Source organism: Nocardia sp. NPDC060255 (genome assembly GCF_042727395.1).
In the GTDB taxonomy this organism is placed as follows: Bacteria; Actinomycetota; Actinomycetes; order Mycobacteriales; family Mycobacteriaceae; genus Nocardia.
In genome coordinates, this window is sequence record NZ_JBHXAU010000010.1 from 45,011 (window position 1) to 63,652 (window position 18,642).

Genomic DNA, 18,642 nt, shown 5'->3' on the forward strand with positions numbered 1-18,642 from the left:
CCCTCTTGCGCTCATCCTAGCACTATGGATACGGTGTAGCCATAGTGAGTACGTCGTAGCCGTAAGGAGAATGCATGTCCGAGACGAGAGTTCCCGTGCTGATCGTCGGCGGCGGATCGGTCGGCCTGTTCACCGCCGTCTTCCTGGCGCAGCACGGAATATCGGCCCTGCTGGTCGAGAGCGCGGCGGGCCCGTCCATCCATCCGAGGGCGACCGGACTCGGCCCGCGCACCATGGAATTCCTGCGCCAGGTCGGACTGGCGGACGAGGTCGACGCGGTGGCCGTCGACATGTCGGCGGGTAGCCTCGGCAAGATCTCCGGCCCAACACTCGCCGCGGTGGACCTGTCCGCCGTACCGGACGCACCGCCCATCCGGACCGGCTGGGGCTCGGGTCAGCTCAGCCCGGCCAGGATCCGCGGCATCTGCGCTCAGGATCGCCTGGACCAGGTGCTCGCGCCCGCAGCGGCGGAACGTGGTGTCACCCTTCGGTATTCGACGCGCCTGACCTCCTTCGAGCAGGATGCGGACGGAGTCACCGCGCACCTCGACGACGGAACCACGGTCCGCGCGGACTACCTGATCGCCGCCGACGGGGCACGCAGCGGAGTGCGCGACGCACTCGGCATCGATACGACCGGTCCGGGGTCGTTCGGTAATCCGAAGGTGAGCATGCTCTTCCGCGCGGACCTGCGGCCGTACACGCACGGTCGGCACTTCGCCAACTGCGATATCACCGGTCCGGCCGTGCAGGGCATGGTGGCGACCGTCGACGGCGCGAAAGAGTGGATCTTCCATACGGATTACCACCCCGAGAACGGCGAGTCCGTCGAGGACTTCACCGACGAGCGGTGTGCCGACCTGATCCGTACCGCAGTCGGTGACCCGGCGCTGGAGGTCGAGGTCCGCAGCCGGTTGCCTTGGCGCATAAGAGGTTTGCTCGCCGACAAGTTCCAGCGGGGGCGGGTGTTCCTGGTCGGCGACGCGGCGCACTCGGTACCACCGCAGGGCGCGTTCGGCCTGAACACCGGTGCCGCCGACGCGCACAACCTGGCCTGGAAGCTGGCGGCGGTGCTGCACGGACACGCCGGACCGGCGCTGCTGGAAACGTATGAGACGGAACGCCGATCGGTCGCCTCGTTCACCTTGGCGCAGGCGTTGCTGCGAGTGGCCAACCCACGGCTGCATTGGGATATGAGCCCCACCGCGGGGGCCGCGCGGGCGGCGGTCGGGATGGCGGCCGCGCCGGTGGTGCAGCTCGGCTACCGCTACGACTCCGCCGCGGTGATCGACCCCGACCCGCGATTGCCGGACACCGAGGACGTCGAACGAGTCCTGGACGGCACCCCGGGATCCCGGCTACCCCATCTCTGGCTCGACGAGACACGCTCCACCCTCGATCTCGTCCGAACGGAGTTCGTCCTGCTGGCCGGCCCCGACGGCGCGGCCTGGGTGCCCGCGGCCGGCGAAGCGGCGGCCCGGCTGGGAATCCCGCTGGCGGCCACGGTGATCGAAGCGAACGAATGGCCGCAACGGGTCGGCATCGATGCCGATGGCGCCGTGCTCGTTCGCCCCGATCAAGTTATTGTCTGGCGGGCACCGGCGAGCGGTGCTGATCCAGCGGATGCGATCGGCCAGGTGCTGCGCCGCGTGCTCGACAGGTGATCTACCTGTCCTGAGACGCCCGTGAAAGGTCGGTGAGACGTCCACCCCGAAGTATCGACAGCAGCACAAGCCATCAGACTCGGAGGAACCGTCCATGAATCGCCGACCACTCTGCGCGTTCGCGCTCATCGCCCTCGTCGCGGCCGGAGGCTCGGCCTGCTCCGACGACAAGAGCAGCAGTGCCCCCGCCCCCGGCGCCAGCAGCGCCGCGGCGCCCGCCGCGCAGTCCCCGGCGAAGCCCGCGGACTACTGCCAGTCGATGGTCGAATTGTCCCGCAGCACACGGGCTATGGGCTCGAAGTCGGATATCACCCCGGCCGACTACGCCAAGACGGCCGATCAGTTCGACCAGGTCAAGGCCATCGCGCCGGCCGAGGTGACCGGCGATATCGACAAGATCAGCGCGGGCTACCGGGCCATCTCGAAGGGACAGGCCACGATCGACTCCGTCGGTCCGGACATCGCCCAGGCGAGCCTGCACATGACCCAGGTGAACATGGAGAAGTGCGGACCGCCCACCGGCAAGTAACCCCGGTGCACGACGGTCGAGCCGAAGGAGATCGCTGATGGATCCGACGAATCCCGATGTCCGGCTGCATGTCCACCGGTGGGGCGCGGGGCCGCCGGTCGTGCTCGTGCACGGCGGGATCCTCGGCGGCCGCGAGGCCTGGCGCGCACAACGGCCGTTGACCGCGCGGTGGACCCTGCTCGCGCCGGACCGCCCCGGTCACGGCGGCACCCCCGCCGCGGGCCGCCAGGATTTCGAGCCGGAGGCGGGCCTGCTCGCCGATCAGCTGCTCGACCGGCCGGTCCATCTGGTCGGGTTGTCCTATGGCGCGATCGTGTCGATGTATGCCGCAGCGCTGCGGCCGGAGCACGTTCGATCGCTCACCATCGTCGAGCCGCCGTTGTTCGGCATCGCCCGTGGGAACGCTGCGGTCGATTGGGTGTCTGCCGCGACTCGAGCGCTGATCGAGGACCCGGATCTGTCGCCGGAGGCCGCGCTGACGCGCTTCTTCGATGTCGAGGGCGTGCCCGTCGCCCTCGGCGAGCAGATACCGCCGGTGCTGATCGACGGGATGCGACGGCTGCAAGGCGCGCGCCCGCCGGACGAGGCCGCACCGCCCATGGAACAGCTACGGGCGGCGGGCTTTCCGATCCTGGTGATCTCCGGCGGGCATATGGAGTCGAACGAGATCATCTGCGACGCCATCGCCGAACAGACCGGTGCCGAACGCGCGGTGTGTGCGGGGATGGGGCACCTGGTGCCCGACACCGGCGCACCGTTCAACGCGTTGCTGGAGAATTTCTTCGAGCGCGGCGATGCGCCTTGACGAGTGCCGAGTCCGGTACAGGCAGCGAGCGCGGTATCTGCGAGTGGGGGCCTGTCGCACCGGGGCCAGCGGGGTATCCCGGTGCGACAGGCGGCCGGATCAGCCCTGGCCGAGCATGCCGCGCATGGTGTCGATTTCCGCGCGTTGATTGTCGATGATGGTGCGGGCCAACGTCTTCGACTCGGCGTTGGTGCCGTCGGCGAGCTCGGTCTCGGCCATGGCGACCGCGCCGGTGTGATGCTCGATCATCATGGTCAGCCACTGGCGGTCGAAGTCAGGTCCGGACGCCGCCTGCAGGGCGGCCATCTGGTCGGCGCTCATCATCCCCGGCATGGTGTGGCCGCCGTGTCCGCTACCCGCGGTCGGGGCGGGCTTGCCGAAGCTCTGCAGCAGCGTGCTGATCTGCTGCATTTCCGGTGCCTGGGCCTTGTCGACGTTGGCGGCGAGGGCCAGCAGCTGCGGGTTCTGGCTGTGGCTCGGCACCAGCTTCGCCATGTCGACCGCCTGCGCGTGATGCGGATACATCATCTGCAGGAAGGTGACGTCGGCGTCGTTGAAGTCGCTGCGGGCCGCCGGCGTACTGGCGGCGGGGGTGCTCGATGCGCCGTGATCCATGCCGGGCATGGCGTTGTCGTCGCTACAGCCCGCGAGGACGAGGGCGGCGGCGCCTGCGACGATGACGGCGGTGATTCGGGTACGGGTGATGAACATGGTTGTGCTCCTTGTGAATTGCGCATGACTGGGATTCGGGCATGGCGAACTCCGGCGATCGTCGAGACGGTCGCCGGGTACCTGTCAGATCCGCAGAATCGACAATTCGGCCAGTGAGAGCACGGTCCACGGCGGTGACCGTTCCCGCCGCGGCCGCCGATGACGCAGCCGCGCAACACCATTGCCCGGGCGATCGACGGTGATCCGATACAGCAGCACCAGCGCCAGCAACAGGGCGGTAGCGGCCAGGATGAACACACAGCCGTGCATTCCGCCGTGGGCGCCGCCACATCCGTCGCCCGCGCAATCCGCGCCCGGCGCACCATGATTGGCGTCGGGCATAGCGACGGGCTGGTTGACAGCGGTCGGCATCGCCATCGCGCCGTGATCGGGGACCGCCGCATCCGCGTGGCCGTGCATCGCGAAGACCGCCGCGTGCATCGCCACGATCCCGGCGAGTAGCACCAGCACGCCGAGCGCCCGGGCGAGCCCGGTGGCGCGGAGCGGGAGGTGCTGTTCGACCACGCGGCCAGTGTAGTGACGGCTGATCGGCTCGATGCTGATACCCCCTGGCGGTACGGGTACCTATGGGGTGGCGACGTCGATGACCAGCCGCGTCGGATTGGTCAGCGTGGTGACGGTGAACCCGGGCCGATCCGCATTGACGCCGATGAAGGACTGGGTGGTGCCCTCGAACACGGTGGTCCGATACACGCCCGCGATGAGGGGTGCGCTCGGGTCGGTCGCGGGATCCGGCCCCGCGTACGGCGCGACGGCACTGTCGAACGGATAGGCCGAGCCGAGGATCTGCACCTCGAGGATCGAGTTCCCGGCCACGTCGATCGGCTTGCCGCTGCCGTCCTGCACGGCTCGGTCGGCGTACTGCACGATCCAGCCGGGGGCGCCCTTGCCGCCGAGGTCGTAGACCACCCGGTCGAAGCCGGACTGGTGGCCGATCCGAATGTTGGTGACGGTGAGGCCCGCATCGCCGGACGCCGTGCCCCGCTTGGCCGTCGCGTCGCGCGGCGCGCTCGGTGCCTCGGCCATGGTGCCGGTGGTCGAGGTGGGGGCGGCCGGGGTGTGCGCGGTGGATCCGTCGTCGCCGCAGCCCGCGAGCAGTGCCGTCGCAGCGGCGATGGCCAACACCATCCTGTTACGCATGAGACTGATGGTAATCGGCTATCAGTACATCGTGCGGGATTTATGGGTTTCTCGATGTTTGCCATCGGAAGTAATTTCGGGTGAACCGCCGGTGGGTCTGCCTCGTAGTTCTCGATGACCGGACGCGATTCGCGCGTCATCGATGGGTCCGGAGGATCTGAATAATGCTGTCGACCAAGCACTTCCAGCGAGCCACCCGGCCATTCGCCGCTGCCTCGGTGATTCTCGCCGGTTTGCTGAGTGCCTGCGGAACCGCCGATCCGGCCAAGCCGGCGACCCCGGCTCCCGCAGTGTCGACCTCGGTCGCGGCTCCGGCGGGCGCGCCGCAGAACCAGGCGCCGGCCAAGACGCAGGACTGGCTGAAGATCTACAGCGGAACGGCGCCGACCGGCGCGAATGCCGTTCAGCTCGCCATCGCGGACAATAGCGCTGTCGGACAGTACGTTACGGTCACCGACCGCGCGCTGTACCGGTTCGACAACGACACCGCGAAGCCGCCCAAGTCGAATTGCGCGGATAATTGTGCCGCGACGTGGCCGCCGTTGGTCGTGCGGCGCGGCCAGGCCGTGTACGCCGGGGGTATCGACCCGCAACTCATCGGCTTCGTCGAACGTGCTGATGGCGCATGCCAAATCACCCTCGCCGGCTGGCCGGTCTACTTCTTCGCCAAAGACCAGAAGGCGGGTGACCTGCTCGGGCAAGGTGTCGGTGGGGTCTGGCACGCGGTGACCCCGATCGGCGGCAAAGCGGGTGTCAATTGACCGTAATCTGTTGTGGTGCTATCATTTTCGATTAGCACACAAGAGACTGCACGGTTTGCTGGGGTGGGTTTGCCGGGGCCGGTGTGAACCTAGGGCAACGATCTAGCACACTTGAGGGGTGGCAGATATCGAGGACGTACTGAGCCGGCTGCGGCGGTATCCAGATGTAGAGGCGTTGAACCTCTACGCCGTGGATGCCGCCGATCGGCTGATCCTCGATGTCGCCGATGAAGCGCTCGCCAGTTCTGATAGCGGAAAGATAGCTATCCTCGGCGACGCGTACGGTGCGCTGACCATCGGCGCGGTCGCCGCGCACGACCTGCGCAACGTCCGGGTGTATCAGGATCTGCTGACCGGCGAACTCGCCCTGGCCAACAACGCCCGCGCGCTCGGGTACGCCGATCGCTACACGGCGTATCCGCTCGGCCGCGAGCTGCTGGCCGGCGTCCGGGTGGTGCTGCTGCGGCTGCCGCGGGCGCTGGCCGGGCTGACCGAGGTCGCCGACGCCATCGCCCGCTACGCCGATCCCGAGGTGCTGGTGTTCGCGGGCGGCCGGGACAAGTATCTGACGAAGTCGATGAACGACGTTCTGGCCCAGTCGTTTTCCGAGGTCCGGGCCAGCCGTGGCCGGCAGAAGTCGCGCACCCTGCTGGTCAGCGGGCCGAAACCGGTCGGCGAGCCGCCGTTCCCGGTCCAGGACCGGATCGACGCCCTCGGCATCGACGTGGTCGCGCACGGTGCCGCATTCTCCGGCGCCCGGCTGGATATCGGCACCCGGTTCCTGCTCGACCACCTGAAGTGGATGAAACCCGATGCGCGCGAAGCCATCGACCTCGGCTGCGGCACCGGGATACTGGCCGTCGCGCTGGCCAAGGCGCGACCCGCGCTCCGGGTGCTCGGCACCGATCAGTCGGCGGCCGCGGTGGCTTCGGCCCGGGCGACGGTGGCCGTCAACGGCGTCGCCGAGCGGGTGACGGTGGTGCGTGACGACGCGATGTCCTCGGCCGCCGACAACAGCGCCGATTTGGTGCTGTGCAATCCGCCCTTCCATGTCGGTGCTGCCGTGCACACCGGCTCGGCGATCAAGATGTTCGCCGAGACCGGCCGGGTGCTGCGCCCCGGCGGCGAGCTGTGGACGGTTTTCAACTCCCATCTCAATTACCGCGGGGTGATCGAGCGCATGGTCGGCCGCACCGACGTGGTCGGGCGCAACCGCAAGTTCACGGTCACTCGGTCCGTGCGTGGCCTGCACGACGCGCAACAGCGGTAGAGTCCGAATTGTCCGCGTCGGCAAGTTCCCTGGGAACTCGTGCCGCGCAGCAAACGTTGGACCTAGCAGTTGGTTCTCGAGCGAGAGCTCGACGAACGGCGGCATCGACCAGAAAGGGACGCAAGTGCGTAGCACCAGCAATCCGGTATTCAGAAATTTGCCGAGGCAAGAGGGCAGTGGCTACGCCAACTTCGGTTCCGGCGTGACCGGTGCGGGCCAGATGGGTCAGCAGTACGGCAACCAGTACGGGCAGCAGTACCAGCAGCCGCAGCCGTATCAGCAGCCGACCGACACCCGGGCGATGACCATCGATGACGTGGTCACCAAGACGGCCATCACGCTCGGCGTGCTCGCGCTGTCGGCGATCATCTCCTACGGCCTGACCAATGCGAACCACTCGCTGGCGCCGCTGTTCGTCATCGGCGGTGGCCTGGTCGGCCTGGTGCTGGTGCTCGTCGCGACCTTCGCCAGGAAGATGGACAACCCGGTCATCGTGCTGTCGTACGCGGTGTTCGAGGGTCTGTTCGTCGGTGCGCTGTCGTTCATGTTCACCAACATCTCGTTCGGCGGAGTCGGCGGCAGCGCGATGATCGCGCAGGCCGTGCTCGGCACCTTCGGCGTCTTCGCGGGCATGCTGGTCGTCTACAAGACCGGCGCGATCCGCGTCACACCGCGCTTCACCCGGATGATTGTCGGCGCCATGATCGGCGTGCTCGTCCTCGCGATCGGCAACCTGATCGCCAGCTTCTTCATCTCCGGCGGCCTCGGCCTGCGCGACGGCGGCCCGCTCGCGATCATCTTCAGCCTGGTGGTCATCGCGATCGCCGCGTTCAGCTTCCTGCTCGACTTCGACGCCGCCGATCAGCTGATCCGCGCGCAGGCGCCGGAGAAGGCGGCCTGGGGCGTCGCGCTCGGCCTGACCGTCACCCTGGTCTGGCTGTACGTCGAGATCCTGCGACTGCTGAGCTACTTCAACAACGATTAAGGGCGGCGGTGGTAGACCGCTGAACTGACAAACGGGTGGTTGCCGGAGATTTCCGGTAACCACCCGTTCTGTGTTTCAAGCCGAATCAGCTCAGCACATCGGTCGCCACGTGGTCGTCGCCGCAATGCTCGGCCAGCACCGCGACGCCGACCGAATTGCCGGTGCGCAGCGGGAGGATCTCGCGGTATTCCGGCGAGTCGTACCAGCCCTGTGCCGCTTGACAATCCGGGAAGTCGCTCATCCCGACCCATCTAGGCCGGCCGCGTCGCCTGGCACTCGAAGTCCTGGAGTTGGGTGAAGTTCCGCCAGGGTTGCACCCAGACTTTTGCTGTGCAGCGGTCTCGCCGTCCTTGCGGAGCGACTGCACAATTCGTGTCCACGGTTTCGGATTTGCGGCAGAGTGTTTCGGCCATGTCGAAGACGATTCTGTAAAGAACGCCTGCGTTGATTTGCTGATCCGCATGAATGATGCGGATCAGCTTGCTGTAGTACGGCGCGTTGGACTGAATGTTGATGTCGTGCACCGCGAGCGCCGTCGCGGTCTGCACCTCGCGGCTCTTCGTGTCTGCGGCGAACCATTCTGCGGTGGAGGATGGTTCAGTGTGCGCGGCGCCGGTGCAGACAGCGATCGTGACGCCCGCCGCGATCAACGGAATCGAACCCAGACGGAGCCGACGAGCTGTCATGCCGGACATTCAACAACCCACATCAATACTCTGAACGCGCGACTCGCCGTAGCCCACCGACCCCAGTCCTCGGCTTCGGCCGTGCCCCGCCCACAGGGCTCGGTCGGCGCGAGGGTTCCTACCTCATTGGCATCAGTCGGCTAATCGGCGTAGCCAGTCTTTGAGCAGGGAGGTTTCGTTGGTAGAAAGACGCGATGTCCCGTCCGCCAAGGCGGCATGCAAGGCGATGGCGCTGCGGGAGGCGGTTGAGCGATCCGTATCGGATTTGGTCGCGGCGGTCGGTGTATCCGATACAGCGATAGCGGCGAGTATCGCGTCGCGGGTGCGGTCGGACAGTGTGGTGTCGCGTTGGTCGGGCGGCATGGTGATGAGAGCGAGGGCGACCCCGACGTTGGTGGCCAAGATGAGATCGGCGGCCGTCTGCGGGGTGGTGGTCAGTCGGCCTTGGCCGGCGGCGCGAGTCAGCAACGCCAGCAGCAGCGCTTCCGCGTCGGCTGCGGGTGCGGGTCGTTTGCCGGGCACGACTTGGCCGTACATCACCGCGTAGAGCGCTGGGTTCGCAACAGCGAAACCGACATGCTGGTCCCAGCCGTGGCGGATGTCGGCGAGTGGATCTTCTGATGGTGTGCTCGTGCGTTTCGCGGTGAGGTATTGCTCGAAGCCGTAGGACGCGACCGCGTCGAGCAGGCCTTGTTTGTCGCCGAAGTGGTGATACAGCGTCGGTGCCTGCACCCCGGCCAGCTCGCAGATCGCCCTGGTGGTGATCTGCGAGCCGCTGGATTCAGCGAGTAGTTGGGCCGCCGCGTCCAGTAGCCGGGTTCTCGTCGTTACCTGCACGCCCACCTTCTGTGTCACGCTGCTATTTTACGAAATGTAGCGCCGGTACAGGATGGCCGGTGGGGTCATGTCGTGAGGACGTTGCGGAACCGAGCTTTGCCCATGTTCTGGAAGGCGACTTCGGCATCTTCGAGTGGGTAGGTCTCGATGAGGGGCCGGATGCCTTTGAGCGCAGCGAATTCCATGGTTTCCTCGCTGTCCTTGGCGTGCCCGCTGTACCAGCCCGATACCTTGCGGCGGCCGAAGACCAGCAGATCCGGGGCGACCTCGACGGGCTGGTGTTCGCTGGCCACGATGAGTAGGTGGCCGTTGGGCCGCAGTCCTTGGATCAGATCGGCCTGGGCCGAGCTCGATCCGATCGTGGAGAATGCCACGTGAGCACCGCCCAATCGCTGCAAGGCCTCGCCGACGCTGCCCGCGTCGCTGTCGAGGTATTCGTCGGCGCCGAGTTCGCGGGCGATGTCTTCCTTTGCTCGCCCGCGGTTGACCGCGATCGTGCGGAACCCCATCTTGGCGGCGAACTGCACGGCCAGGTGACCGAGGCCGCCGACGCCGTGTACGACCACCGTGTCACCCGGACGTGCACCGGAGTTGCGCAGGGCGTTGAAGGACGTGATGCCCGCGCACATCAGGGGTGCGGCTTCCTCGTAGGTGAGGTTGTGCGGGATGCGCGCGAGCGCGTCCTGCGGGACGACGATGTATTCGGCGTAGCCGCCGTCGTAGGACAGTCCCACAATCGTCCGGTACGCACAGTTGACGAAGTCGCCTTGCCTGCACGGCGGACATGTCAGACAGCTGCCACCGTGCCAGCCGATACCCACTCGGTCACTGGGCTGCCAGGCCGTCACCCCGGCCCCGACGGCGTCGACATCACCGGCCACCTCGTGGCCCGGGGTGCGGGGCAGCGTAACGCCCATCAGTCCCAGTCGCGGTATGTTCTCTCCGCCGCAGACACCGCACGCGCGGACTCGGACTCGGACCTGCCCCGGCCCTGGCTCGGGCACGGGCACCGTCATGGACGAAAATGGCGCTCCGGCCTCGATTACCTGGATCGCCCGCATTGTGGCTGTCATCGTCGTACTCCTGTCGATTGGTTTTCTCCGTAGTCGCGGGATCAGTTGCTTGATCCGCCGTTCATCAAGATCTCCTGGCCGGTAAGGAACACCGACCGGTCCTCGGCGAGGAATTCAGCGAAGTCGGCGATGTCGCCGGGCGTGGCGAGCCTGCCGAGGGGCACCGATTCCCGCAGTGTCTTCTTGTAGGGATCGTCGTCGGGAATATCGGTGAAGATGCCCGCTCCTTCGATCGGTCCGGGCGAAAGTGTGTTCACCGTGATGCCGCGGGAACCGAGTTCCAGTGACAGGACCTGGACCAGGTATTTGACAGCGGTCTTGCTTGTGCCGTAGAGCCCGAGGCCCGGTTGTGGGCGATCTGTCGAGCTGGAGGCGATGTTGATGATCCGGCCGCCGTCGGCGATGTGACGGGCCGCGGCCTGCAGGACGAAATACGGGCCCTTGGTGTTGATGCGGAACAGCAGATCGAAATCGTCCTCTGTCACCTCGACCACGGGAATGTTTACCTTCTCGATCCCCGCGTTGGCGACCACGACATCGACCTTGCCGAATTCGTCGAGCGCGGACTCGAACAGCCGATCGATCTCCTCGACCCGTGACACGTCGGCCTGCACGGCGATCGCTTTCACTCCGGTACTGCGCATCTGCGCCAACACCTCATCCGCGGCGGCCTTGTCGCGTGAGTAGTTCACCACCACGTCGGCACCGCGTTCGGCGTACCGCAGGGCGATCGCCCGACCGATCCCTTTGCTGGACCCGGTCACCAGGGCCGTTTTCCCTTCCAGGCTCATCGACTCTTCCTCGCTCACGTTGTCCTTCGTTCGCCGGGGACCTCCCAACAGAGAACGAATGTATCATCGCTATATAACTTTGCATAGCGTCGTTGTAGGCGAGATTGGATACCGCCAGCGCGAGGCCACCGGAACGGCCCGGCGACACACGGTTCAGGGGGTTTCCCGTCGTCACCCTGCCGAGACGACACGGCCGCAGCAGCAAAACGGGTGGTTGCCGGAGATTTCCGGTAACCACCCGTTCTGTGTTTCAAGCCGAATCAGCTCAGCACATCGGTCGCCACGTGGTCGTCGCCGCAATGCTCGGCCAGCACCGCGACGCCGACCGAATTGCCGGTGCGCAGCGGGAGGATCTCGCGGTACGCGGGCGAGTCGTACCAGCCCTGTGCCGCTTCGTAATCCGGGAATTCGAGCACGATGACATTGCCGTTGGCCGGACCCTCCAGCACGGTCTGCTTACCGCCGTGCACAAGGAACTTTCCGCCGAACGGCGCCAGCGTCGCGTCGATCCGCTGGAGGTACTCGACGATCTCGGCATTGACGTCGACGTCGTGCAAGTGGGCGATCGCATAGGCGGGCATTGCGGACTCCTGAGCTGTTGTTGCGTTGACGCTCTTAATCTTTGACGTTTCAGGTAGCGAAAGCGATTACCTGGCAGGTAAAGCCGCGGACGAGAAAGGGCGGTCACCGGAAACCCGGTGACCGCCCTTCACGTATTACCTAGCTCAGCTGAGCCGCTCGATAACCATCGCCATGCCCTGGCCGCCGCCGACGCACATGGTCTCCAGACCGAACTGCTTGTCGTAGGTCTGCAGGTTGTTGATCAGCGTGGTGGTGATGCGCGCACCGGTCATACCGAACGGGTGGCCCAGCGCGATGGCACCGCCGGAGACGTTCAGCTTGTCCTCGTCGATCTTCAGCTCGCGGGCCGAGCCGAGCACCTGCACCGCGAACGCCTCGTTGATCTCGACCAGGTCGATATCGTCGATCGACTTGCCCGCCAACGCGAGTGCGCGCTTGCACGCCTCGATCGGGCCGAGGCCCATGATCTCCGGGGACAGGCCCGAGACGCCGGTGGACACGATGCGGGCCAGCGGGGTCAGGCCGAGTTCCTTGGCCTTGGTGTCGCTCATGATGACGAGCGCGGCGGCGCCGTCGTTGAGCGGACAGCAGTTGCCCGCGGTGACCGTGCCGTCCGGGCGGAACACCGGCTTCAGCTTGCTGACCGCCTCGTAGGTGACGCCGGCGCGCGGGCCGTCGTCCTTGGACACGACGGAGCCGTCGGGCAGCGTGACCGGGGTGATCTCGCGCTCGAAGAAGCCGTTCTTGATCGCTTCCTCGGCCCGGTTCTGCGACCGGACGCCCCAGTGGTCCTGCTCCTCGCGGGTGATCCCGGTGAAGCCGGCGACGTTCTCCGCGGTCTGGCCCATCGCGATGTAGGCGTCGGGGATCAGGCCGTCCTCGCGCGGGTCGTGCCAGATGCCCGCGCCGCCCTCGGCGGTCTTCGCGGTGCGCGCCTGCGCCTCGGCGAAGAGTTCGTTCTGGGTGTTCGGCCAGCTGTCGGCGGAACCGTTCTTGTACCGGGACACCGTCTCGACGCCCGCGGAGATGAACGCGTGACCCTCGCCGGCCTTGATCGCGTGGAAGGCCATCCGGGTGGACTGCAGCGACGACGCGCAGTAGCGGTGCACGGTGGTGCCGGGCACGAAGTCGTAGCCGAGCTGGACCGCGACGATACGGCCGAGGTTGAAGCCGGACTCGCCACCGGGGGAACCGCAGCCGAGAATCAGGTCATCGATCTGGGCGGGGTCCAGGGCGGGCACCTTGTCGAGCGCCGCGCGGACGATCTGGGTGGTCAGGTCGTCGGGCCGCATGTCGACCAGCGATCCCTTGGCCGCCCGGCCGATGGGGGAGCGGGCGGTCGAGACGATGACAGCCTCAGGCATGAGGACTCCTTTGTCGGAAGGAACGTGCGAACCGCTGTTGTTACTCGCGGGTTCCTATCGAATCTACGTCGCGCCCCGGTGAACGGGAACCGGGGGTCGCCTCGTCCAGCGCCTCGAGCAGGACCGGAAGAAGTTGCGCTGCGGCGAGTTCGTAACCGGCCGCCGAAGGGTGGAAACCGTCTGCGGAGAACAGGAGTTCGGGCTGGGCCCGGAATTCCGGCGCGAGCAGATAGCCCATCGGCACCGGCCGGCCGCCCGCGACGCTGGTGGCCACCGTCTGGGCGCGGGCCAGCCGGACGCTCCAGTTGTGCACCACCGTGCGCAGCGGCTGCGGAATCGCGGTCACCGTGCCGAGATTCGGGCAGGTGCCGACCACCACCACGCTGTCGGCCATCCGTAGTCGGGCGACCGCGGCGGCCAGCCTGCGGGCGGAGGCGCGGACCGAGTGCTTCTTGGTGATGTCGTTGGCGCCGATCAGGATGATCGCGGCGTCCGGGGGTGGACCGGCGACGAACATCGCATCGACCTGACCGGACAGCCCCTTGGAGGTAGCGCCGGAAATCGCCTTGGTGCTCAATCGGATTCGCTGATCCGTGGCGAGGGCGAGGCCACGGGCCAGGCGCACGCCGGGTACTTCATCGGCGACCAGGCAGCCGACACCGGCCGCGGTGGAATCGCCGAAGACCATCAGGTGCAGATCCGCGTGCTTACCGGAGCGCCAGCGCTCCGGTACCAGGCAGCCCGCCGTGTAGATGCCGTCGGCTTCAGGGGGTTTCGAGGTGTCGCGGCCGATGACGCCACGCGCCGCGCCGGCCTGCGCCATCAACAGTCGAGAGGTCGCCCACCATGCGGCGCCGGTTCCGGAACCGGCCAGGACTGTTGCGGCACCGGTCACCGCGGCGGTACGCCAGCCGATGCGTGGTGCGCTCACAAAAGAAAATGTACCGACTTTATGCAGCTGGGGCAGCAGGAGCGGGAACGTCGAACCAGCCGTGCGCCGGAATACTCGCCGCGTCGGTGGTGACGGTGACCTCGACATGGCCCGGGCCGGTGTCCTGGAACAGCGCGTACTGGACGCTGCCGTAGAGGCCGGTGACGATCGTGTCCTCGTACCTGCCGACCGCGCCGGTGGTGGTGTTGCGCCAATCCACCATGGTGTGCACCTCACACAGCGGGGCCAGCGGATAGTCGCCGTCGCCGATGCCGACGACCGGGAGCGCGCGCATATTGATAATGGCCCGGCCCGGCCACGCTGGGTTGACGTCGGCCCAGGTGCGCACGGTCGTCCCGCACAGGCCGCCGTGCGCCATGGTGAGCACCTGCGGGAATTCGATGGTGACTGCGTTCGCCTGCGCGCCCGGTCCGACCAGCGCGGCCAGTGCCGCGCCGGCCAGCACAACACCGGCCCTGGCGATGTTCGGCTGCTCCATGGTTCGGATCCTAAATGGGGGATTGCCGGATTCCCGGTTTTGTCCGGGCCGACGGCCTTGCGCGTGGCGTGCGCCAACTCACACCGGGTCCATCTGGAACTATGGGGCGCATGCGCATCGCCGACCATGTCGTGGACCTCATCGGCAATACGCCGCTGGTCCGGTTGAACTCTGTTGTAGGACCGAATACCGGACTGGTAGCGGCCAAAATCGAATACCTGAATCCGGGTGGTAGCTCCAAGGACCGGATCGCGGTGAAGATGATCGACGCCGCCGAGAAGTCCGGGCAATTGCGGCCCGGCGGCACCATCGTCGAACCCACCTCGGGCAATACCGGTGTCGGCCTCGCGCTGGTGGCGCAGCAGCGCGGTTACCACTGCGTGTTCGTGTGCCCGGACAAGGTCAGCGAGGACAAGCGCAATGTGTTGCGCGCGTACGGCGCCGAGGTTGTCGTGTGCCCGACCGCCGTCGCACCGGAGGACCCGGCCAGCTACTACAGCGTCTCCAACCGTCTGGTCGGCGAGATCGACGGCGCGTGGAAGCCGGACCAGTACTCCAACCCCGGCGGCCCGGACAGCCACTACGAGACGACCGGTCCGGAGATCTGGCGCGACACCGAGGGCAAGGTCACCCACTTCATCGCGGGCGTCGGCACCGGCGGCACCATCACCGGCGTCGGCCGATACCTGAAGGAGGTGTCCGGCGGCAAGGTCAAGATCATCGGCGCCGACCCGGAGGGCTCGGTGTACTCCGGCGGCACCGGACGGCCGTACCTGGTCGAGGGGGTCGGCGAAGACTTCTGGCCGTCAGCCTACGACCCGGCGATCCCGGACGAGATCATCGCGGTCTCCGACGCGGACTCGTTCGACATGACCCGGCGCCTGGCCCGCGAGGAAGGGCTGCTGGTCGGCGGCTCCTGCGGCATGGCGGTGGTCGCGGCCATCGAGGTCGCCAAGCGGGACCCGGACGCGGTCGTCGTGGTGCTGCTGCCCGACGGTGGCCGCGGCTACCTGTCGAAGATCTTCAACGACCAGTGGATGAGCTCCTACGGCTTCCTGCGCGAGCGCCTCGACGGCAGCACGGTCGAGCCGTTGGTCGGCGACGTGTTGCGCGGCAAGTCCGGCGAACTGCCCGACCTGGTGCACACCCATCCGTCGGAGACGCTGCGCGACGCCATCGAAATCCTGCGCGAGTACGGGGTTTCGCAGATGCCGGTGGTCGGCGCGGAACCGCCGGTGATGGCGGGCGAGGTCGCGGGCAGCGTCTCGGAACGCGATCTGCTCTCGGCGGTGTTCGAGGGTCGTGCGCACCTGACCGATCCGGTCGGCAAGCACATGAGCCCGTCGTTCCCGCTGATCGGCGCGGGCGAACCGATCTCCACCGCGACCAAGGCGCTGTCGGACACCGACGCGTTGATGGTCGTCGAGGAGGGCAAGCCCGTCGGCGTCATCACCCGCCACGACCTGCTCGGCTTCCTGAGCGTCGGCACACTCGGCCACTGAATTCCCGCACGTCTTGATTTCTCGCACCTAGAATCGCATGCGATTTCGGCGCGGGAAATCAAGAGGCGTGCGGCTTTTCGAGGCGGGCGCGCAGCGCTACCGCGTCGCGCGGGGCCATCACCTTGGCGTCGTTGTCGAAGTAGCAGTAGATGTCGTGGTGGGTGGACCAGGTGCGGATTTTGTCTGCCCACATGTCGAGACCCTCGTCGGTATAGCCGCTGACGTACAGCTCGTCATGTCCGTGCAGCCGGATGTAGACGAAGTCCGCGGTGACCTCCTCGATCATCGGGAATTTGCCTGCGGTGTCGGCGATTACGAGCGCGATCCGGTGCTTGGTCAGCAGGTCGGTGAACTCCGGCGTGACGAAGCTGGGGTGACGGACCTCCACTGCGTACCGCAGCGGGCGGTCGGCGTCCGTGGTCGTATAAGCCGGATCCACCCGGTGGTCATGCTGTTTCGCGATGTCGGCGGCGTGCGTGGTGGTTCGGGGGAGATGACCGAAGAAGGTGTCGAGCACGTCCGGATCGAACTGGAAATTCGGCGGCAACTGCCAGAGGATCGGGCCCAGTTTGGGGCCGAGGGCGAGCAGGCCGGAGGCGAGGAAGTTCGCCAGCGACTCGTCGCCAGCGCGCAACCGCTTCATATGCGTGATGAATCTGCTGCCCTTCACCGCGAACACGAAATCGTCCGGCGTCTGACCCGCCCAGTTCTGATAGCTCGACGGGCGCTGTAGCGCGTAGAACGAGCCGTTGATCTCGACGCTGTTCATGTGCTGCGACAGGTACGCGAGCTCACGCTTCTGCGTCACACCCTCGGGGTAGAAGACGCCACGCCACGGCGGATACACCCACCCTGACGTGCCGATCCTGACCTCGCCCATCACTCCATCGTGGCAGCTAGGCGGATGCGCCGCCGGCTACCCTGTCCTGCCGCAGTGTCGCGACCCGCCCGACCGCCCACGCGACCACCAAGGCGACGAGGAACGACAGCAGTGACGCGCTCATCCACGCCTGCTTGGTGAAGTGCAGCTGCTCCTGGATGTTCACCCAGAAGTCGGTCCACACGCCGGCGTCGCCCGGGTTGATGAGCTGGTAGACCGAGAGCCCGGCCAGCCAGGCGAGGATCATGCCCCAGCGCGGCGGGGCGTCGTCGGCGGTGTTCCACTCGCCCTTCGCGCGCAGGAAGAAGTCGGCGACGAGCACGCCGAGCAGCGGCACGAACACCGAACCGATCAGGCCGAGGAAGCCGAAGTAGTTGGCCATGTTCAGCTGCAGCGCGAGCAGGGTGATCAGCAGGCCGAGGCCGATCGACAGAATGCGCCGGTCGACGCGCGGGGCGAGGTTCTGGATCGAGACGGCGGTGGAGTACACGTTGGCGAAGGACTGGTCGGCCTCGCGCAACACGAAGACGAAGAAGAACAGTCCGCCGAGGCTGACCTGCAGGAACGGCGAGTACTGGCCGTCGCCGGTGGCGCGCGCAAGCGCGAACAGGCCGAGCGTGTAGGCCACGATCTGCGTGACCGCATACGCCCCGCTGGCCGCGCCGAACGCCGTGCCGGTGCTGCGCGAGTGCCGGGTGTAATCGGCGGCGACCGGCACCCAGGAGATCGATACCGCGAGCGCCGCGTCGGTGGCGATCCAGAAGAGGTTCCAGTCCGCGCCGAACGGGCCGCTGCCGTGCGGGCCAGGGTTTGCCGACAGGTCCGGCAGGCCGGTGCGGAAGAACTGGATGTAGAACCAGATCAGCGCGATCACCACGCCGACCGTGACGAACCGGCGCAACATCCGCACCGAGCCGAGCGGCCAGATGGTCAGGACCGTGGTGAGCACCCCGGCCGCCACCACGTAGAGCCAGTGCGGACCACCACCGAACAGTTCGTCGGCCGCGTCACCGATGACGATCAATTCGAAGGTGCCCCAGCCGATCAGCTGGGCGATGTTCAAAACCGTTGGCAGATAACTGAGTTTCGCGCCGAACAGGCCGCGCAACAGCACCATCGCCGGCTTGCCGGTCTTCGCGCCCGGCACGGCCGCCAAGCCGAGCATCAGACCGCCGACGACGGTGCCGACGATCATCGCGAGGATGCCCGCGGAAATGGAGATCTGCGGTGCGCCGTCGGAATTCGGTGCCAGCACGGTGTACGCGCCGGAGAAGGCGATGAGGCTGACACCCAGGTTTGCCCAGAATGCGCTCTGGTCCCAGAAGGACAGCACCTTCGGGGCGGGCTCGTCGAGGGTGAAGGGGGCCTCGTGCCGTTCGGAGTTGTGCAGGGTCGATGCAGACATGCCCGAAACGCTCTTCCTACGCCGGCATTACCCGGACAGGTTCATGCGGTCGGCGAAGCGCTGGGGTTCGCCCTCTCAGCCCGGCCTTGCCCGAGCTCCCGCGGTGGGGGTGGTTCGGGCGAATCGTACACGCTGCGGCCCGGCGGCCCGGGCGATCCGGACAGCGAAGCTGGCAAACAGCTGTGAGCTGCGAGTTCGCTCGAGTT

Annotated in this window: 21 protein-coding genes and 1 riboswitch; of the genes, 7 read left to right on the forward strand and 14 right to left on the reverse strand. The window is 66.9% G+C overall.

The features are described 5' to 3' along the window. Window positions 1–74 precede the first annotated feature (74 nt). The 3 genes from ACFWF1_RS19620 (at window position 75) to ACFWF1_RS19630 (ending at window position 2,998) form a co-directional block, all read left to right on the forward strand. Window positions 75–1,664, forward strand: coding sequence for an FAD-dependent monooxygenase (locus ACFWF1_RS19620; RefSeq protein ID WP_379280906.1), 1,590 nt, complete (start codon window positions 75–77; stop codon window positions 1,662–1,664). 94 nt (window positions 1,665–1,758) lie between these two features. After that, window positions 1,759–2,193: a hypothetical protein gene (locus ACFWF1_RS19625; RefSeq protein WP_379280905.1), complete on the forward strand. Its 435-nt coding sequence runs from the start codon at window positions 1,759–1,761 to the stop codon at window positions 2,191–2,193. 37 nt (window positions 2,194–2,230) lie between these two features. Next, window positions 2,231–2,998 (forward strand): alpha/beta fold hydrolase, encoded by a 768-nt coding sequence (locus ACFWF1_RS19630; protein ID WP_379280904.1) that lies wholly within the window; start codon window positions 2,231–2,233, stop codon window positions 2,996–2,998. A gap of 99 nt (window positions 2,999–3,097) precedes the next feature. Here ACFWF1_RS19630 and ACFWF1_RS19635 read toward each other — a convergent pair whose 3' ends face one another. From ACFWF1_RS19635 to ACFWF1_RS19645, 3 genes are all read right to left on the reverse strand, one after another. Further along, window positions 3,098–3,709, reverse strand: a complete 612-nt coding sequence (locus tag ACFWF1_RS19635) for a DUF305 domain-containing protein (protein ID WP_379280903.1) — start codon at window positions 3,707–3,709, stop codon at window positions 3,098–3,100. Window positions 3,710–3,793: 84 nt separating this feature from the next. After that, on the reverse strand, window positions 3,794–4,234 hold the full coding sequence (locus tag ACFWF1_RS19640) for a DUF6153 family protein (protein WP_379280902.1): 441 nt from the start codon (window positions 4,232–4,234) through the stop codon (window positions 3,794–3,796). Window positions 4,235–4,294: 60 nt separating this feature from the next. After that, window positions 4,295–4,870 carry a hypothetical protein gene (locus ACFWF1_RS19645; protein WP_379280901.1) on the reverse strand — a complete coding sequence of 192 codons (576 nt, stop codon included), beginning with the start codon at window positions 4,868–4,870 and terminating at the stop codon, window positions 4,295–4,297. 164 nt (window positions 4,871–5,034) lie between these two features. Here ACFWF1_RS19645 and ACFWF1_RS19650 point away from each other — a divergent pair, with 164 nt between their 5' ends. The 3 genes from ACFWF1_RS19650 (at window position 5,035) to ACFWF1_RS19660 (ending at window position 7,886) form a co-directional block, all read left to right on the forward strand. Next, on the forward strand, window positions 5,035–5,631 hold the full coding sequence (locus tag ACFWF1_RS19650) for a hypothetical protein (protein ID WP_379280900.1): 597 nt from the start codon (window positions 5,035–5,037) through the stop codon (window positions 5,629–5,631). A 118-nt stretch (window positions 5,632–5,749) separates the two neighbouring features. Beyond that, on the forward strand, window positions 5,750–6,901 hold the full coding sequence (locus ACFWF1_RS19655) for a class I SAM-dependent methyltransferase (RefSeq protein ID WP_379280899.1): 1,152 nt from the start codon (window positions 5,750–5,752) through the stop codon (window positions 6,899–6,901). Window positions 6,902–7,025: 124 nt separating this feature from the next. Continuing rightward, the gene (locus ACFWF1_RS19660; RefSeq protein WP_379280898.1) at window positions 7,026–7,886 is read left to right on the forward strand and encodes a Bax inhibitor-1/YccA family protein; all 861 of its coding nucleotides are present in this window, start codon (window positions 7,026–7,028) and stop codon (window positions 7,884–7,886) included. Between the two features lie 85 nt (window positions 7,887–7,971). Here the strand turns inward: ACFWF1_RS19660 and ACFWF1_RS19665 are convergent, their stop codons facing one another. From ACFWF1_RS19665 to ACFWF1_RS19705, 9 genes are all read right to left on the reverse strand, one after another. Continuing rightward, on the reverse strand, window positions 7,972–8,127 hold the full coding sequence (locus tag ACFWF1_RS19665) for a DUF1330 domain-containing protein (RefSeq protein WP_379280897.1): 156 nt from the start codon (window positions 8,125–8,127) through the stop codon (window positions 7,972–7,974). Window positions 8,128–8,137: 10 nt separating this feature from the next. Then, the gene (locus ACFWF1_RS19670; protein WP_379280896.1) at window positions 8,138–8,572 is read right to left on the reverse strand and encodes a cystatin family protein; all 435 of its coding nucleotides are present in this window, start codon (window positions 8,570–8,572) and stop codon (window positions 8,138–8,140) included. A gap of 132 nt (window positions 8,573–8,704) precedes the next feature. After that, window positions 8,705–9,427 (reverse strand): TetR/AcrR family transcriptional regulator, encoded by a 723-nt coding sequence (locus ACFWF1_RS19675; RefSeq protein WP_379280895.1) that lies wholly within the window; start codon window positions 9,425–9,427, stop codon window positions 8,705–8,707. A gap of 47 nt (window positions 9,428–9,474) precedes the next feature. Beyond that, a complete protein-coding gene (locus tag ACFWF1_RS19680; RefSeq protein ID WP_379280894.1) occupies window positions 9,475–10,482 on the reverse strand; it encodes an alcohol dehydrogenase catalytic domain-containing protein in 1,008 nt (335 codons plus the stop codon). A 41-nt stretch (window positions 10,483–10,523) separates the two neighbouring features. Then, entirely contained in the window at window positions 10,524–11,291 is a 768-nt protein-coding gene (locus ACFWF1_RS19685) for an SDR family NAD(P)-dependent oxidoreductase (RefSeq protein WP_379280893.1), read from the reverse strand. A 242-nt stretch (window positions 11,292–11,533) separates the two neighbouring features. After that, window positions 11,534–11,854: a DUF1330 domain-containing protein gene (locus ACFWF1_RS19690; RefSeq protein WP_379280892.1), complete on the reverse strand. Its 321-nt coding sequence runs from the start codon at window positions 11,852–11,854 to the stop codon at window positions 11,534–11,536. Window positions 11,855–11,998: 144 nt separating this feature from the next. Beyond that, the gene (locus ACFWF1_RS19695; protein WP_379280891.1) at window positions 11,999–13,219 is read right to left on the reverse strand and encodes an acetyl-CoA C-acetyltransferase; all 1,221 of its coding nucleotides are present in this window, start codon (window positions 13,217–13,219) and stop codon (window positions 11,999–12,001) included. Window positions 13,220–13,259: 40 nt separating this feature from the next. Further along, window positions 13,260–14,150 (reverse strand): SGNH/GDSL hydrolase family protein, encoded by an 891-nt coding sequence (locus ACFWF1_RS19700; protein ID WP_379280890.1) that lies wholly within the window; start codon window positions 14,148–14,150, stop codon window positions 13,260–13,262. Between the two features lie 19 nt (window positions 14,151–14,169). Further along, on the reverse strand, window positions 14,170–14,649 hold the full coding sequence (locus ACFWF1_RS19705) for a hypothetical protein (protein WP_379280889.1): 480 nt from the start codon (window positions 14,647–14,649) through the stop codon (window positions 14,170–14,172). Window positions 14,650–14,759: 110 nt separating this feature from the next. Here ACFWF1_RS19705 and ACFWF1_RS19710 point away from each other — a divergent pair, with 110 nt between their 5' ends. After that, entirely contained in the window at window positions 14,760–16,151 is a 1,392-nt protein-coding gene (locus tag ACFWF1_RS19710) for a cystathionine beta-synthase (protein WP_379280888.1), read from the forward strand. A 58-nt stretch (window positions 16,152–16,209) separates the two neighbouring features. Here ACFWF1_RS19710 and ACFWF1_RS19715 read toward each other — a convergent pair whose 3' ends face one another. Beyond that, entirely contained in the window at window positions 16,210–17,031 is an 822-nt protein-coding gene (locus ACFWF1_RS19715) for a DUF72 domain-containing protein (protein ID WP_379280887.1), read from the reverse strand. A 16-nt stretch (window positions 17,032–17,047) separates the two neighbouring features. After that, window positions 17,048–18,436: a purine-cytosine permease family protein gene (locus ACFWF1_RS19720; protein ID WP_379280886.1), complete on the reverse strand. Its 1,389-nt coding sequence runs from the start codon at window positions 18,434–18,436 to the stop codon at window positions 17,048–17,050. Then, window positions 18,433–18,548: riboswitch (TPP riboswitch) on the reverse strand. It overlaps the preceding gene by 4 nt. Window positions 18,549–18,642 lie beyond the last annotated feature (94 nt).